General features: G+C 63.7%; 15 protein-coding genes. 2 read left to right on the top strand and 13 right to left on the bottom strand.

Translation table 11 applies throughout. From position 1 onward, the window contains the following. Positions 1–3 precede the first annotated feature (3 nt). The 8 genes from AC1RRJ_RS07980 to AC1RRJ_RS08015 all read right to left on the bottom strand — a co-directional run bounded on the left by AC1RRJ_RS07980 (position 4) and on the right by AC1RRJ_RS08015 (position 8,085). On the bottom strand, positions 4–363 hold the full coding sequence (locus AC1RRJ_RS07980; protein ID WP_493121222.1) for a lysozyme inhibitor LprI family protein: 360 nt from the start codon (positions 361–363) through the stop codon (positions 4–6). Positions 364–392: 29 nt separating this feature from the next. Continuing rightward, a complete protein-coding gene (locus AC1RRJ_RS07985) occupies positions 393–644 on the bottom strand; it encodes a hypothetical protein (protein WP_088471224.1) in 252 nt (83 codons plus the stop codon). Then, entirely contained in the window at positions 641–1,660 is a 1,020-nt protein-coding gene (bioB, locus tag AC1RRJ_RS07990) for a biotin synthase BioB (protein ID WP_493121225.1), read from the bottom strand. Before bioB ends, AC1RRJ_RS07985 begins: the two co-directional genes overlap by 4 nt. Beyond that, positions 1,657–2,913 carry an O-acetylhomoserine aminocarboxypropyltransferase gene (locus tag AC1RRJ_RS07995; protein WP_493121811.1) on the bottom strand — a complete coding sequence of 419 codons (1,257 nt, stop codon included), beginning with the start codon at positions 2,911–2,913 and terminating at the stop codon, positions 1,657–1,659. Before AC1RRJ_RS07995 ends, bioB begins: the two co-directional genes overlap by 4 nt. Before the next feature lie 51 nt (positions 2,914–2,964). Beyond that, positions 2,965–5,118 (bottom strand): methylmalonyl-CoA mutase, encoded by a 2,154-nt coding sequence (scpA, locus tag AC1RRJ_RS08000; RefSeq protein WP_493121227.1) that lies wholly within the window; start codon positions 5,116–5,118, stop codon positions 2,965–2,967. A gap of 109 nt (positions 5,119–5,227) precedes the next feature. Next, positions 5,228–5,668: a methylmalonyl-CoA epimerase gene (mce, locus tag AC1RRJ_RS08005; protein ID WP_493121229.1), complete on the bottom strand. Its 441-nt coding sequence runs from the start codon at positions 5,666–5,668 to the stop codon at positions 5,228–5,230. 10 nt (positions 5,669–5,678) lie between these two features. Further along, on the bottom strand, positions 5,679–6,428 hold the full coding sequence (locus tag AC1RRJ_RS08010) for a hypothetical protein (protein WP_493121232.1): 750 nt from the start codon (positions 6,426–6,428) through the stop codon (positions 5,679–5,681). Between the two features lie 124 nt (positions 6,429–6,552). Further along, positions 6,553–8,085, bottom strand: coding sequence for an acyl-CoA carboxylase subunit beta (locus tag AC1RRJ_RS08015; protein ID WP_088471232.1), 1,533 nt, complete (start codon positions 8,083–8,085; stop codon positions 6,553–6,555). Positions 8,086–8,208: 123 nt separating this feature from the next. Here AC1RRJ_RS08015 and AC1RRJ_RS08020 point away from each other — a divergent pair, with 123 nt between their 5' ends. Next, entirely contained in the window at positions 8,209–9,618 is a 1,410-nt protein-coding gene (locus AC1RRJ_RS08020; protein ID WP_493121234.1) for a helix-turn-helix domain-containing protein, read from the top strand. Here AC1RRJ_RS08020 and AC1RRJ_RS08025 read toward each other — a convergent pair. Next, on the bottom strand, positions 9,615–10,511 hold the full coding sequence (locus AC1RRJ_RS08025) for a LysR family transcriptional regulator (protein ID WP_493121236.1): 897 nt from the start codon (positions 10,509–10,511) through the stop codon (positions 9,615–9,617). The two genes, AC1RRJ_RS08020 and AC1RRJ_RS08025, sit on opposite strands and share 4 nt — an antisense overlap. Before the next feature lie 109 nt (positions 10,512–10,620). Here AC1RRJ_RS08025 and AC1RRJ_RS08030 point away from each other — a divergent pair, with 109 nt between their 5' ends. Continuing rightward, entirely contained in the window at positions 10,621–11,406 is a 786-nt protein-coding gene (locus tag AC1RRJ_RS08030; RefSeq protein WP_493121238.1) for an SDR family NAD(P)-dependent oxidoreductase, read from the top strand. 37 nt (positions 11,407–11,443) lie between these two features. On the opposite strand, the gene AC1RRJ_RS08035 is transcribed toward AC1RRJ_RS08030, so the two are convergent. The 4 genes from AC1RRJ_RS08035 to pgi form a co-directional block, all read right to left on the bottom strand. After that, positions 11,444–12,460: an NAD-dependent epimerase/dehydratase family protein gene (locus AC1RRJ_RS08035; protein ID WP_493121240.1), complete on the bottom strand. Its 1,017-nt coding sequence runs from the start codon at positions 12,458–12,460 to the stop codon at positions 11,444–11,446. Positions 12,461–12,526: 66 nt separating this feature from the next. Beyond that, positions 12,527–12,784 (bottom strand): helix-hairpin-helix domain-containing protein, encoded by a 258-nt coding sequence (locus AC1RRJ_RS08040; RefSeq protein WP_493121242.1) that lies wholly within the window; start codon positions 12,782–12,784, stop codon positions 12,527–12,529. After that, entirely contained in the window at positions 12,781–14,127 is a 1,347-nt protein-coding gene (gene gor / locus AC1RRJ_RS08045; protein WP_493121244.1) for a glutathione-disulfide reductase, read from the bottom strand. Before gor ends, AC1RRJ_RS08040 begins: the two co-directional genes overlap by 4 nt. Before the next feature lie 109 nt (positions 14,128–14,236). Further along, positions 14,237–15,742, bottom strand: coding sequence for a glucose-6-phosphate isomerase (pgi, locus tag AC1RRJ_RS08050; RefSeq protein WP_493121246.1), 1,506 nt, complete (start codon positions 15,740–15,742; stop codon positions 14,237–14,239). Positions 15,743–15,804: the final 62 nt, after the last annotated feature.

Consider the following 15,804-nt stretch of genomic DNA (forward strand, 5'->3'; position numbering starts at 1 on the left):
GTCTCAATATTCCTCGATGAGGGCTTTTAAGTCTTTGGTGCGTTGTTCGGTGAGCGTCCTCATGCAGCCGCTGATCATCATCGGTTCCGCCGAGCCGCCACGCATCGTGTATCCCTCGCTGGCGCAATGCTTGTCGCGATAGGTCAACCACGCGCGCTGCGCGGCCAGAAGCGTGTCGTAATAGCCGGGGCGGTTGTCCTGGGTCCGGTCGAACTCGCGGTCCCGCACCTTCATCGCTGCGGCCGTCAGCTTCCATTGGGCGTTGAGCGCCGCGTCGGCGCGCTCATATTCCTGATAGGCGCAGGCGTTCAGTTCAAACTGCGCCATGGCATTGTCGCAATCGACCGCAGGCTCGGCGGCCATCGCGGACAAGAGCAGCATGGATGCGATGATCATTCGGTCGTCTCCGTCGGTGCCGGCTCCGCGGCAGGTTTGCGATACAGGCGGCTGATCTGCCGCGCCCAATAGAGGATCAGCGCGAGCGCACCGATCCACAGCAGATTTTCAACCCACAGCGGGCCGCCCTCGCCGGGCGCCCTGCCCAGCCGCACGCCCTGCATATCGCCCGCCACCACGCCGAGCGCGCAGGACGCGGGCAGCAGGAGCAGCGAGATCAGCAGGGCGAGGAGCGGCTTGCGGGTCACTCGGCCGCAACCTCCATCTCGGCATTCTGGCGCATCGGCTCTTCGCTCTCCATCGGCTTGAGGCCGAGTTTCGCGAACAAGGCCGCATCCTTGCTGTCACCGGCGTTCGCGGTCGTCAGCAGCTTGTCGCCGGTGAAGATGCTGTTAGCGCCCGCCATGAAGCAAAGCGCCTGCGTCGCATCCGACATACTTTCGCGGCCCGCCGACAGGCGGATCATGCTCATCGGCATGGTAACGCGCGCGACGGCGACGGTGCGGACGAATTCGATATCGTCGATCGCGGCAAGCGGGGTGTCCGCCAGCATGTCGCCGAGCACGGTGCCCTTGACCGGGACCAGCGCGTTGATCGGCACGCTGCCCGGATGTTCGGGAAGCGTCGCGAGCGCGTGGATGAAGCCGACGCGGTCGGCGCGGTTTTCACCCATCCCGAGGATGCCGCCGCTGCACACGTTGATGCCCGCGCTGCGTACTTCTTCCAGCGTGTCGAGGCGTTCCTGGAAGGTCCGCGTCGTGATGACATTGGCGTAATTTTCGGGGCTGGTGTCGATATTATGGTTATAATAGTCGAGGCCCGCGACCGCGAGCGTCTGCGCCTGCTCCTTGCTGAGCATCCCCAGCGTCATGCAGGTTTCCATGCCCATCTGGCGCACGCCCTCGATCATCTCGACGATCGCGGGCATGTCGCGCTCCTTGGGGTTGCGCCATGCGGCACCCATACAGAAGCGCTGCGAACCCGAATCCTTCGCCTGCGCCGCCGCCTGCAGCACCGCGCGCACGTCCATCAGCTTGGTCGCCTTGAGCCCGCTGTCGGCGCTCTTCGACTGCGAGCAATAGCCGCAATCCTCGACGCAGCCGCCGGTCTTGATGCTGAGCAGCGTGCAAAGCTGCACCTCGCCGCGCGCATGATGGCGGCGGTGAACGCCCTGCGCCTCCCACATCAGCTCGTCGAACGGAAGGTCGAACAACGCAGCGATTTCCTCGCGCGTCCAGTCGGTGCGGGTGATGTCTTGGGTCATGCGATTTTCTCCAGCGCCTGTGCGAGGTCGGCGATGATGTCTTCGATATTTTCAATGCCCACCGACACGCGCACGACGTCGGGGCCGGCGCCTGCCTGCACCAGTTCGTCTTCGGACAACTGGCTGTGGGTGGTCGATGCGGGGTGGATGATCAGCGAGCGGGTGTCGCCCAGATTGGCAAGGTGGCTGAACAGTTCGACCGACGAGACGAGCTTGACCCCGGCATCATATCCGCCCTTGAGGCCGAAGGTGAACACCGACCCGCCGCGTCCGCCCAGATATTTCTGGGCGAGTTCATTGTACGGGCTGTCGGGAAGGCCAGCATAGGACACCCAGCTGATCTTCGGATGCGCCTTCAGCCATTTGGCGAGTTCGACCGCATTGCTGCAATGCCGGTCCATCCGCAGCGCCAGCGTTTCCATGCCGGTAAGCGCGAGAAAGGCATTCATCGGCGCGAGCGCCGGGCCGAGATCGCGCAGGCCGAGCGTCCGCGTCGCGAGGATGAAGGCGAGATTGCCGAACGCCTCGGTGAATTTCAGCCCGTGATAGGAGGCATTGGGTTCGCTCAGCGTCGGATATTTGCCGCCCTTCGCCCAGTCGAAGCTGCCCGCATCGATGATGACGCCGCCGATCGCATTGCCATGACCGTTGAGGAATTTGGTGGTCGAATGGACAACGATATCGGCGCCATGTTCGATCGGGCGGCACAGCATCGGGGTCGCCATCGTATTGTCGACGATCAGCGGCACGCCGGCATCATGCGCAACCTTGGCAATCGCTTCGATATCCTGAACGACGCCGCCGGGGTTGGCGAGGCTTTCGATGAACACCGCACGGGTCTTGTCATTGATCGCGGCGGCGACATTGTCCGCATTGTCAGCGTCGACGAAATGTGTGTTCCACGCCATTTTGCGGAAGCTGTGGCCGAGCTGATTGAGTGAGCCGCCATAGAGTTTCTTCGCCGCAACGATTTCGCAGCCCGGTTCCATGAGCGTGTGAAAGGCCAGGAACTGTGCAGCATGGCCCGATGCCACGGCGAGCGCCCCGACACCGCCCTCGAGCGCGGCAATCTTGCCTTCGAGCGCGCCGTTGGTCGGGTTCATGATCCGGGTATAGATATTCCCGAATTCCTGAAGATTGAACAGGCGCGAGGCATGTTCGACATCATCGAAGACATAGGATGCGGTCTGATAGATGGGCGTGATCCGCGCCTTGGTCGTCGGGTCGGGCGCGGTTCCGGCATGGACCGCCATCGTTTCGGGTTTATGGGTCACGGCTTCAACATCTCCATCACAGGATTAGGTTCAGGCGGCCTGATCCGCATCGAGCGGCGGCATATTATGCCCAAGCAACCTCAGCACGTCGGCGGCACATTCGACGACATTGCTGCCGGGTCCATAGATGCCCTGCACCCCGGCGTCGCGCAGATATTGATAGTCCTGTGGCGGAATGACCCCACCGGCGATGACCTTGATATCGTTCCGCCCCGCCTCTTTCAGCTTGTTGATCAGTTCCGGGATCAGCGTCTTGTGGCCCGCCGCGAGGCTCGACGCGCCGACGACATCGACGCCGCTGTCGAGCGCAAGCACGACGGTTTCATCGGGGGTCTGGAACAAGGGCCCCGACACGACGTCGAAACCCATGTCGCCGAATGCCGATGCGATGACATTAGCACCGCGATCGTGGCCGTCCTGCCCCATCTTTGCGACGAGCAATTTGGGTTTACGCCCCATACGGCGTTCGACCGCCTTCACGCCGTCGAGCACCTGTTGCCAGCGCGCATCGCCTTCATAAGGCGCGCCATAGACGCCCTTCACCGGGGTCGGCTGGGTGCCATAGCGGTCGAAACTTTCTTCCATCGCCGACGAAATTTCACCGAGCGTCGCGCGGGCACGCGCAGCCTCAACCGCGAGCGCGAGCAGGTTATTCTCGATGCTCGACTCCCCCGCCGCGCCGTCGCGCAGCGCCTTCAGCGCGGCCTGGCACGCCGCTTCGTCGCGGTTCGCCTTGGTCTTGTTGATGCGCGCAATCTGGCCTTCGCGCACCTTGGCGTTATCGACCTCGAGCGTTTCGAGCAGGTCTTCATCCTTCAGGCGATATTTGTTCACGCCAACGATAACATCATCGCCGCGATCGACCCGCGCCTGACGGGCGGCGGCGGCGGTTTCGATCATCGCCTTGGGCCAGCCCGCCGCGACGGCCTTTGCCATCCCGCCTTCGGACTGGACGCGATCGATGATCTCCTGCGCCGCATCGACGAGTTGCTGGGTCAGCGCCTCGACATAATAGCTGCCACCCAAGGGATCGACGACCTTGGTCATCCCCGTCTCTTCCTGAATGACGATCTGCGTGTTGCGCGCGATGCGGGCCGAGAAATCGGTGGGCAGCGCAATCGCTTCGTCGAGCGCGTTGGTGTGCAGACTCTGCGTACCGCCCAGCATCGCCGCCATCGCCTCGATCGTCGTGCGCATGACGTTGTTGTAGGGATCCTGCTCGGTGAGCGAAACGCCCGAGGTCTGGCAGTGGGTGCGCAGCATCTTCGAGCGCTCGTCCTGTGCCCCGAGTGTGGTCATCGCACGGTGCCACAGCACACGCGCCGCGCGCAGTTTGGCAATTTCCATGAAGAAGTTCATGCCGATCGCGAAGAAGAAGCTCAGCCGCCCGGCGAATTTGTCGATGTCGAGACCCGACGCGACGCCATATTTCACATATTCCATGCCGTCGGCGATGGTGAAGGCCAGCTCCTGCACCTGCGTCGCGCCGGCTTCCTGCATATGATAGCCCGAAATCGAGATGCTGTTGAACTTGGGCATCTCGCGCGACGTGTAGCCGAAGATGTCGCTGATGATCCGCATGCTCGGTTCGGGCGGGTAGATATAGGTGTTGCGGACCATGAACTCCTTGAGGATGTCATTCTGGATCGTCCCGTCGAGCAATTTGCGGTCGACGCCCTGCTCTTCGCCCGCGACGATGAAGAAGGCGAGGATCGGGATCACCGCACCGTTCATCGTCATCGACACCGACATCTGGTCGAGCGGGATACCGTCGAACAGGATTTTCATATCCTCGACGCTGTCGATTGCGACCCCCGCCTTGCCAACGTCGCCGGTGACACGCGGATGGTCGCTGTCATAGCCGCGGTGGGTCGCGAGATCGAAGGCGACCGACAGACCCTTCTGCCCCGCCGCGAGGTTGCGCCGATAGAAGGCGTTTGATTCCTCGGCGGTCGAGAAACCCGCATATTGCCGGATCGTCCACGGGCGACCGGCATACATCGACGCACGGACACCGCGCGTGAAGGGCGCGAAACCGGGCAAGCCGGGATCGGTTGTGACATCCTCCGCCGTATAGAGCGGCTTGACGTCGATCCCTTCCGCCGTGTGCCAGGTGAGGTCCTTGCCCTTCACTTCTTTCGTAGCGGCGGCGGCCCATTGGTCGATGGTCGGCTTGTCGGTCATATTCAGTCTCTACTCTCTTTTCGTCATGCCGGACTTGATCCGGCATCCCGCTCTGCGTCGTCGAATAGCGGGACCCCGGATCAAGTCCGGGGTGACGATGAAATGAAGGTCAATGATCGCCCTTTGGCGTTTCCATAATCTCGGTCAGCACCCCACCCATGTCGCGCGGGTGGACGAAGAAAATCAGCGTTCCATGCGCCCCGATCCGCGGCTCGCCGAGGACGCGCTTGCCCAGCGCTTCGAACTCGGCCTTGGCGGCGTGAATGTCCGGGACTTCGTAGCACATATGATGCTGCCCGCCCGCCGGGTTCTTCTCAAGAAACCCCGCGATCGAGGTGTTACCGGGCAGCGGCTCGACCAGCTCGATCTGGGTGCCGTTCAGCGCGCCATCGGCGCCGGGGGTGTCGACGAAACACACCTTCACCCCCTGTTCGGGCAGGTCGAACGGCTCGTGAATCCGGGTCGCCCCCAGCACATCGCGATAAAAGACGATGCTGTCGGCGATCGACGGCGTCGCGACGCCGATATGATTGAGGCGACCCAGTTTCATTTCATTCTCCTCAGCAACCCGGAATCTGGTCCTTGCCGACCAGTTCATATTTGCCGTTCTTCAACAGATATTGCTGCTTGAAAGCCCGCGTGCCGGTGTAGGCGACGGTGAAGCTCTTGTCGGGAACTGCGGCGACGATCTTCCCGTCATATTGCTCTTCCTTCTGGCCGATCCCGGCGCCCGAGCTCATCCCGTCAGTGAAGCCCGCACGATCGACCGGGCCGTCCGGCGCCAGTTCGGTCAGCGTCGCGGTGCTGATCGCGCAGCCTTGCCACACCCCGCCGCCCGCGGTGACCAGATAGGGGTTCTTCCCGATCGCATCGCTGAACGCCCAGCTTGTCGCAGCATTGCCGACGGTGCCGACCGCACCGAGGTTCAGCCACTCGCCCTTGCGCTGCCAACCCGACGGGCCGCCCTGCAGATAATGGATCGCGTTGATCCCGCCCTCGCTATGCCCCGCATCGTCGAGGCTGCCGAGGCTCAGCAGCACGCCGACATTGTTGGGCAGCAGATGAATCGCCGCGGGACGGAACTGATAGGTTTGCCCGTCAATCTCGCGCACCGCCGTCGCTTCGGCGCCCTTGGCGAGGCCGAAAGCCGCGCGGAACGCGAGGCCGATCGTTTCACTTTCCTCGCTGCCGAGCGTGATCGGAAAGGCGGGTGCAGGCTCGCCGACCGGCGTGTCGGGATCGAACGCCGACGCCGCCTGCGAAGCCAGCAGGGCGGGAGCAAGCAAAGTCGCGAGAAGGAAATTACGCATCTTCAAACCTCTTTCGGAATCAAGGACATGGCGGCTCAACCTAGCCGTTTCCTGCCCTTGCCTCCAGCCCGGCGTCCGCGATGTGCCGGTCGTCACACATGGCGATCAAATCCGGATCAGATGATTACAGCGGGATATTGTCGTGCTTCTTCCACGGATTCTCGATGCTCTTGTTGCGCAGCTTGCGCAGCCCCAGCGCGATCCGCTTGCGCGTGTTGTGCGGGTGGATGACCTCGTCGATATAGCCGCGCGATGCCGCGACGAACGGGTTGGCGAAACGGTCTTCATATTCCTTGGTGCGCTCGGCAATCTTCGCGGGATCGCCGATGTCGCTGCGGAAGATGATTTCCACCGCGCCCTTCGCGCCCATCACCGCGATCTCGGCGGTCGGCCACGCATAGTTCAGATCGCCGCGCAGATGCTTTGACGCCATCACGTCATAGGCGCCGCCATAGGCCTTGCGCGTGATCACCGTGATCTTGGGCACCGTCGCCTCGGCATAGGCGAAGAGCAATTTCGCGCCATGCTTGATGATGCCATTATATTCCTGCGCGGTGCCAGGCAGGAAGCCCGGAACATCGACGAAGGTGATGATCGGGATTTCGAACGCGTCGCAGAAGCGCACGAAGCGCGCGGCCTTCTTCGACGAATTGATATCGAGCACGCCCGCCAGAACGAGCGGCTGGTTCGCGACGATGCCGATCGTGCGACCTTCGATGCGACCGAAACCGCAGATGATGTTCGCGGCGTGCGCCGGCTGCACCTCGAAGAAATCGCCTTCGTCGACGGTCTTCCGGATCAACTCATGCATGTCATAGGGCTGGTTCGCCGACGGCGGGATCAGTGTGTCGAGACTGGGGTCGGCGCGATCCCACGGATCATTCGTCGGGCGCACGGGAACGCCGCTGCGGTTATTCTCGGGCAGATAGTCAAAGAAGTCGCGCGCCGCGAGCAGGGCCTCGATGTCATTTTCGAACGCGAGATCGGCGACAGAGCTTTTGGTCGTGTGGGTAATCGCGCCGCCCAGCTCTTCCTGCGTAACGACTTCGTTGGTTACCGTCTTCACCACGTCGGGGCCGGTGACGAACATGTAGGACGAGTCCTTCACCATGAAGATGAAGTCGGTCATCGCGGGCGAATAGACCGCGCCGCCCGCGCATGGGCCCATGATGAGGCTGATTTGCGGCACGACGCCCGATGCGAGCACGTTGCGCTGGAACACTTCGGCATAGCCGCCGAGGCTTGCAACGCCCTCCTGGATGCGCGCGCCGCCGCTGTCGTTCAGGCCGATGACCGGCGCGCCGACCTTCAGCGCATTGTCCATCACCTTCATGATCTTCTCGGCATGACGCTCCGAAAGCGAGCCGCCGAAGACCGTGAAGTCCTGGCTGAAGACGTAAACGAGGCGGCCGTTGATCGTGCCCGACCCGGTAACGACGCCGTCGCCGGGGACGATCTGATCCTGCATGCCGAAATCGGTGCAATTATGCTCGACATAGGTGTCGAGCTCTTCGAACGAGCCCTCGTCGAGCAGCACGTCGAGCCGCTCGCGCGCGGTCAGCTTGCCCTTGCTGTGCTGCGCGTCGATGCGCTTTTGCCCGCCGCCCAGCGCGGCGGCGGCACGGCGGCGTTCCATTTCGGCGATATTGGCGGACACATGGCTCTCCATCAAATTCGGATCATTTCCCCTGCTCTCTTTGCGGACCCGGTGCAAATGTGAATTTGCAAAGTTGCAAAGTGATAGTTTGCAAACTATTCCTCCCCATGAAGGAGGATCTGCTTGTCCCGCCAACGCATCTTTGCCGGAAGCCGCCTCAAGGCGCTCCGCACCGAACGCGCGATCAAGCAGGCCGAGTTTGCCGACACGCTCGGCATCTCGACCTCCTATCTCAGCCAGATCGAACATGACGACCGCCCGCTGACCCCGGCGCTGCTCGACCGGCTGCAACGGCTGTTCCCGCTCGAATGGGAGGAAGTGACCACCGACGCCGACGATCGCCGGCAGGGCGCGCTGCGCGAGGCCGCCGCCGATCCGCTGTTCGCCGCAGCACCGCTCGCTCCTGACCAGCTCGAACGCGCGGCATTGCAACAGCCTCAACTCGCCGACCAGTTTGTCGCGCTCCACGCCGCCTATCGCCGCGCGGGGCAGCGATTGCAGATCATCGACGAGGCGCTGACCGGCGGCACCGCCGAAGGCAGCCGCCTGCCGTGGGAAGAGGTGCGCGACTGGTTTCACGATGCGGGCAACTATGTCGACAGCATCGACCGCGCTGCCGAAGCGCTGGCAGGCCAATTGCGCGGAAAAGAGTCCTCGCCCGCGATCGAGACAATCGAACGGCGGCTCCGCGACGCGCTCGGCATTTCGATTGTCTATCAACAGACCCAGACGCTACGCGATTTCGACGCAACGATGCGTCATCTGGTGATCGATCCGTCGCAGCCAGCCGAAACCCGCCGCTTCCAGCTTGCACATCAGCTTGCCGCGCTGGCACTGGCGGGCGAGATTGCGGCGGTGGTCGAGGCTTCGCCGCTGCGCACCGCGGCGGCGCGGCAATTGCTCCATGTCGGGCTCGCCAATTATGCCGCGGGCGCGGTGCTGATGCCCTACTCGCCGTTCCGCGCCAGCGCGCGCGCCGTGCGGCACGATATCGACCGGCTGCGGCTCGAATATGGGGTGAGTTTCGAGCAGGCGTGCCACCGCCTCTCGACCCTCCAGCGCCCCGGCGCGCGCGGCATCCCGATGTTCTTCTGCCGCGTCGACATGGCGGGCAATATCACCAAGCGCCACAGCGCGACGCGGCTGCAGTTCGCACGCTTCGGCGGCGCCTGTCCCTTGTGGGTGGTGCACGAGGCCGCGGCGATCCCCGACCGCATATTGTTCCAGCTCGCCGAGACCCCCGATGGTCTGCGCTATGTATCGATGGCGAAGGGGCTGGTGAAACCATCGGGCAGCTATGCGCGATCCCCCCGCCGTTACGCCGTCGCGCTGGGGTGCGAAGCGCAATATGCGGGCGAGTTTGTCTATGCCGACGGGGTCGATGTCGCCGCGCCACAGGCGTCAACGCGGATCGGCCCGTCGTGCCGCATCTGCCCGCGCGACGATTGCGACCAGCGCGCCTTTCCGCCGAGCGACCGGCCGATTCTGGTCGATCCCGACCGGCGCGACGTCGTGCCGTACCGGATCGGCTAACCCTCGATCACCAGTTCCTTATCGAGGAAATCGAGAAAGGCGCGGATGCGCGCCGCCGCGCGGTCTTCGGGCGCGTAGAGCGCATGGATATCCTCGCTATCGCCGGAATTATGGTCGGGCAGCACCTCAATGAGACGCCCTGCCCTCAGATCCTGCGCGACGTGGAAGCGCCCGTGCCGTGCAATCCCGCCGCCCGCGACTGCCATTTGGCGGACGACCTCGCCCGAATTGCCGAAGAAGCTGCCGTGCACCGGCCGATGGACGATCTTTCCATCGATACGGAACGGCCAGCTATCGACCGAGCGGCGAAAGCTGAAACGCAGGCAGTCGTGCCCCTCCAGATCGTCAGGCGTTTCTGGCGTTCCGCGGCGCGCAAGATAGCCGGGGCTGGCGACAAGCATCACCCCGCTATGCCCCAGCTTCTTGGCGCGGAGCCGCGTATCGCGTAGCGGACCGATGCGGATCGCAATGTCGGCGCGCTCCTCGACCAGATCGATGATCGTATCGGACAGCGCGAGATCGATCGTGACATCGGGATAGCGCGCGGTGAAACGCGGCAGGATCGGCAGCAGGCCCATCGTTCCGATCGATGGCGAGGCGTTGATGCGCAGCAGCCCGCGTGGCCCCTGCTGTTCGTGGCCGAGTCCGTTCTCGACACTCTCCAGCTCGGCAAGCAGCACGCTCATCCGGTCGCGATAAGCGAGCCCCTCGGTGGTCAGCGCGAGCGACCGCGTCGTTCGGCGCATCAGCGCAACGCCGAGCCGCGCCTCGAGCCGGGCAATACTGCGGCTCACAGCGGATGGCGTAAGACGAAGCGCCTTCGCCGCGGCCGCGAAGCTGCCGCCGTTCGCTACCGCCAGAAACGTTTCGATATCGCCGAACCTGTTGTCCATCACATTCCTGATTTCAGATCATCATTGAAATGATGAAGATCATTCTAATCAACAATGGCGCGCGGCGCTATCTTTGCATCATCAAATCGCACCAAGAATGGAGCCCCTCATGGACCTGAAACTCAACGGCAAGACAGCCCTCGTCACCGGATCGACCGCCGGCATCGGTTTTGCGATTGCCAAACGCCTCGCCGGGGAAGGCGTCGATGTCGTCATCACCGGGCGCAATCAGGAAAAGCTCGACGCCGCGGCGGCCGAGCTGGCCGCGGTCGGCACGATCCGCGCCGTCCTCGCCGACCCCGCAACCGCTGAAGGCGCCGAAACGCTGACCGCCGCGATTCCTGCGGTCGATATCCTCGTCAACAATCTCGGCATCTATGAAGCCAAACCCTTTGCCGAGATCAGCGACGCCGACTGGCATCATATTTTCGAGGTCAATGTCGTGAGCGGCGCGCGTCTGGCCCGGCATTATTTCCCGAAGATGCTGGAAAACAACTGGGGCCGCGTGATCTTCATTGCGAGCGAAAGCGGGCTGCTGCCGCCCGCCGAGATGATCCATTACGGCATGACCAAGACTGCCCAGCTGACCATCGCGCGCGGGCTTGCCGAGCAGACCAGGGGCAGCGGTGTGACCGTTAACACCGTGCTGCCGGGGCCCACCCGATCGGAGGGCATCGCCGATTTCATCCGCTCGGTCGTGTCGAACCCTGACGCCCCTGAGGCCGAGCGCGAAAAAGCGTTCTTCGACGAACTGCGCCCGCTGTCACTGATCCGCCGCCTGATCGAGGCCGACGAAATCGGGTCAATGGTGACGTATCTCGCGAGCCCGCTTGCGGCGGTGACCAATGGCGCGGCGATCCGGGCAGAAGGCGGGATCATTCCGACGATTGCCTGAAACCTCTCCCCTCTCGCGGTCGGGAGGGGATCATCGTTCAGACCTTCACAATCCCCCGCTCGATCAGGCTATGCGCCGTCGCGAGGATCGCCTCCTCCGGCGGGCGCATCGTCCAGCCGAGCGTCTTCACCGCATGACGGCTGTCACCACCGCGAATATTGCCGACTTCGGTGACAAGCTGCTGCAGCTCGGGCCGGACCAGCGCGAACAGCTTGAGCAGCCAGTCGGGCATCTTCTTCGCGGGCACCTTGCGCGCCTGCGGCCCCAAATTCGCGCGCAAGATATCGGCGACGTCGATCATCTTCAGGAACGGGCCCGAACAGACATAGCGCTCATCGCGGATGCCCGGCGCGGTCAAGGCGCGATAGTGGAGATCGGCGACGTCGCGAACGTCGATGATCCCGAAACCGACGTCCGGGCACATCGGCACCTTGCCCTCGAGCAATTGCTTCACAAATTCGATCGAGGTCGACAGATCGTCCGACAGCAAAGGCCCGAACACCGCCGCCGGATTGACCGAGGCGAACTCCATGTCGCCGCCCTCGACCGCCACCCAGTCGCGCGCGGCGCGCTCGGCGACAGTCTTTGACCGGACATAGGGCATGACCCCCGGGTCATCGAGATTGGTCCAGTCGGCCTCTGTGTTCATCCGCGCACCTTTGCCATGCCCATAGGCGATCGCCGCCATCGACGAGGTGAGGACGAAACGCCGGATCCCCGCAGCGCGCGCAAAGCGCAGCGCCCGCAACGCGCCTTCGCGTGCCGGGACGACCAACTCATCGGCGTCTTTGGGGACGCTTATCGGAAAGGGTGAGGCGACATGCGCGACGCGGGAGCAGTCCGCGATCGCTTCGGCCCAGCCCGCGTCATGCTCGAGGTCGGCGGCGAAGAATTTCAGTCGGTCGTTGTCGACGTCCAGCCAGCCCCGCACCTCGGGCTCGCGCTTCAGATTGCGCACCGTTGCGTGGACGGTCCAGCCGTTCTCGATCAGCTGCCGGATCAGGAAGCCCGCGATATATCCGCTGCCTCCGGTGACCAATGCCGTGCCCGTCATGCGACGTCTCCTGCCGGTTTCCGGGGAGAGACTAGCAGGTGCCGCACCCCGGCGAAAGTCGGGCTGTCAGGCGCCCGTCACTCCGGCCTTCGCGCCGGCGATGGCCCCCGCGATTGCGCCACGCGACTGCGGGCTGTTGCGCCAGCAGCTTGCGCCGAGAAGCAGGCTCACGCGCGTGCAAATATCATCGGCGTCCCGGGTCGCGAGATCGGCCAGCGAGGCGATACCGATTTCTTCGAGCCGCGCCACGACGGTCGGGCCGACGCCCTTCACCGCCAGCAATAGCGCGCGCTCTTCTGGAGAAAAACCGGCCTGCGCGGTCATTTCAGCAGTACCAGCTCCTCTGCCATGCTTGGGTGGAGCGCAACGGTGGCGTCGAAATCGGCCTTGGTCAGCCCGGCCTTCACCGCAACTGCGGCCGCTTGCAGGATTTCCGGCGCGTCGGGACCGATCATGTGGAGCCCGACGACCTGATCAGTCGCTGCGTTGACGATCATCTTGTACAATGCGCGTTCGTTGCGGCCGGCGAGGACATTCTTCATCGCGCGGAAATCGCTGGTATAGGTACGGATGCTGCCCAGCTTGTTGCGCGCTTCGGCCTCGGTCATGCCCACAGCGCCGATCGGCGGGTGGCTGAACACCGCGCTCGGGACATTGGCATAATCGACCACGGTTGGCTTGCCGCCGAAGACGCTGTCAGCAAAGGCCTGCCCTTCGCGGATCGCCACCGGGGTCAACTGGATGCGATTGGTGACGTCGCCGACGGCATAGATGCTCGGCACCGACGACTGGTTGGTCTCATCGACCTTGATCGCGCCCTGCGCGTCGAGTTCGACCCCTGCCTCTTCGAGCCCCAGCCCCTTGACGTTGGGGACGCGGCCCGCGGCGACGAGTATCGTGTCGGCGTCGATCGGGTCGCAGCCGCCCAGATGGACGGTGAAGGTTCCGTCCTCCTTCTTCTCGATCTTCTCGAAGGGCGCGTTGAAGCGGAATTCGATGCCCTTGGTCATCGAAATCTGGAGCAGCCGGTCGCGGATCTGTTCGTCATAGCCGCGCAGGATGGTGTCGCCGCGGTTGACGATCGTCACCTTGCTGCCGAATTCGTTGAAGATGCCGGCAAATTCATTGGCGATATAGCCGCCGCCCGCGATCACGATGCGCTTCGGCAGCTTCTCCAGATGAAACACCTCGTTCGAAGTAATCGCATGCTCGCTGCCCGGAAATTCGGGGACAAAGGGCCAGCCGCCGGTCGCGATCAGGATGCGTTCGGCTGTGAGCTCCTGTCCATCGGCGAGCCGCACCTTCTGCGGGCCCACGACGGTCGCGCGGGTCTTGAACAGCGTAACCTTGTGATTGTCGAGCGTCTGGCCATACAGCCCCTCGAGCCGCGTGACCTCGGCCAGGACATTGTCGCGCAGCCGGTCCCAGTCGAATTTGCAGTCGGGAACGTCCCAGCCGAAATGGCGAGCGTCCTTCAGATCCTCGGCAAAATGGGCGCCATAGACGAGCAGTTTCTTGGGCACGCAGCCGCGGATGACACAAGTGCCGCCGACGCGATGCTCTTCGGCCACCGCAACGCGCGCGCCATGCGAAGCGGCGACGCGCGAGGCGCGCACCCCGCCCGACCCGGCGCCGATGACAAACAGGTCGAAGTCGAATTTGCTCATTAGGGGACCCCTGATTTTCCGATGGGACAGGTTTCGGATCAGCGGCCTATGTGGTTATGCGCGCCCGACTTGCCAATCGAAATTTGCGGTCAGTGTAACGAGCGCAGCCTCACTCGCCCAATGCCGCCGCCATCAGCGCCTGCGTTGCGGGGTCAAATTCGACCGTGCCTTCAGCGAGCCCTTTGGCCATTTCCTTGCCCAGTTCGACCCCGAACTGATCGAACGGATTGATCCCCAGCAACACCGCGCCCGCAAACACGCGATGCTCGTAAAAGGCGATCAGCGCACCCAGGCTGCGCGGGGTCACCTGATCGAGCAGGATCGTCGTCGACGGGCGGTTGCCCGGATAGTTGCGCGCACCATCCTCGCTCGCGCGGCCGGTCATCAGCGCCGCACCCTGCGCGATGCAATTGGCGACGAGCGTTTCGTGATGCGCCTCGTCGAGCAGATGGTCGGGCTCACGCGCGACGACGAACTCGACGGGGATGAGATGCGTTCCCTGATGGAGCAGCTGGAACACCGCATGCTGGGCATCGGTACCGACCCCGCCCCAGGTAACCGGCGCGCTGTGACGGCCCAGCGGCTGGCCGTCGAGCGTCACCGCTTTGCCGTTCGATTCCATTTCGAGCTGTTGCAGATAGTCGGGAAGCAGGCGCAATCGCTCGTCATAGGCGAACACCGCGCGCGTCTGACAGCCGAGGCGATTGGCATAGATTTGATCGACGAAGGCGGCGAGCAGGCAGACATTGTCGGCGCCGTTGGCGAGGCGGAAATGGCGGTCCATTTCGGCCGCCCCTTCGAGCATGTCTGCAAAAGCATCCCATCCAAGCGCAAGCGCGGCCGGAAAGCCGATCGACGACCAGAGCGAATAGCGCCCGCCGACGGTCTCGGCGAACGGCAGGATGCGCGTTTCGTCGACGCCCCACTCGATCGCGCGTTCGGGCATCGCGGTCAGCGCGATGACGCGGCCGATCGGATCGTCAACCCCGCCTTCCTCCAGCCATTGCAGCGCCGAAGCGGCGTTGAGCAGGGTTTCGGTGGTGGTGAAGGTTTTCGACGCGACCGCGACCAGGGTGTGCGCGGGATCGAATTTGGCGAACGCCTCGTCGAGCGCCGCGCCATCGACATTGGAGACGACCGCGACGTCGATGCGCGATCCCTGACGGCCCAGAGCATCGATCAGCAAATCGGGGCCCAGCGCGGATCCGCCAATGCCGATGTGGAGCAGGTGGCGGATTTCGCCGAACGCCCCCGCCTCGATCGCATCGACCAGCATCCGCATCCGCTGGTGCAGCATCTGCGCGCGATGCACGGACTCCGGCGCGCCATCGCCGCGTTCGGCGCTATGCTCGGCGGCACGGCCCTCGGTCGGATTCGCGATGCCGCCCGAAAACAACGTTTTACGGCGTCCGTCGAAGTCCTGCACCTCGGCAAGGCCCGACAGGATCGCGACCACCGCGCCGTCGAGATGCGTCTTGGCGAAATCGAAGCGGATGTCGGCGACGTTGCGCACCAGCACCTGGAGCCGCGCTTCGGGATCGGCGGCAACAAGCCCGGTCAGCGGCTGCGGCTGCCAGTCGGAAAGGGCCTGCCATGCGTGATCGGCTGTCGTCATCAAATCGCTTCCCAAATTGCCCCGCCTGTGTCGTACGGGATCCAAAGACAGGCAGATTCATA

The organism is Sphingopyxis sp. GW821-FHT12C06, from assembly GCF_058807415.1.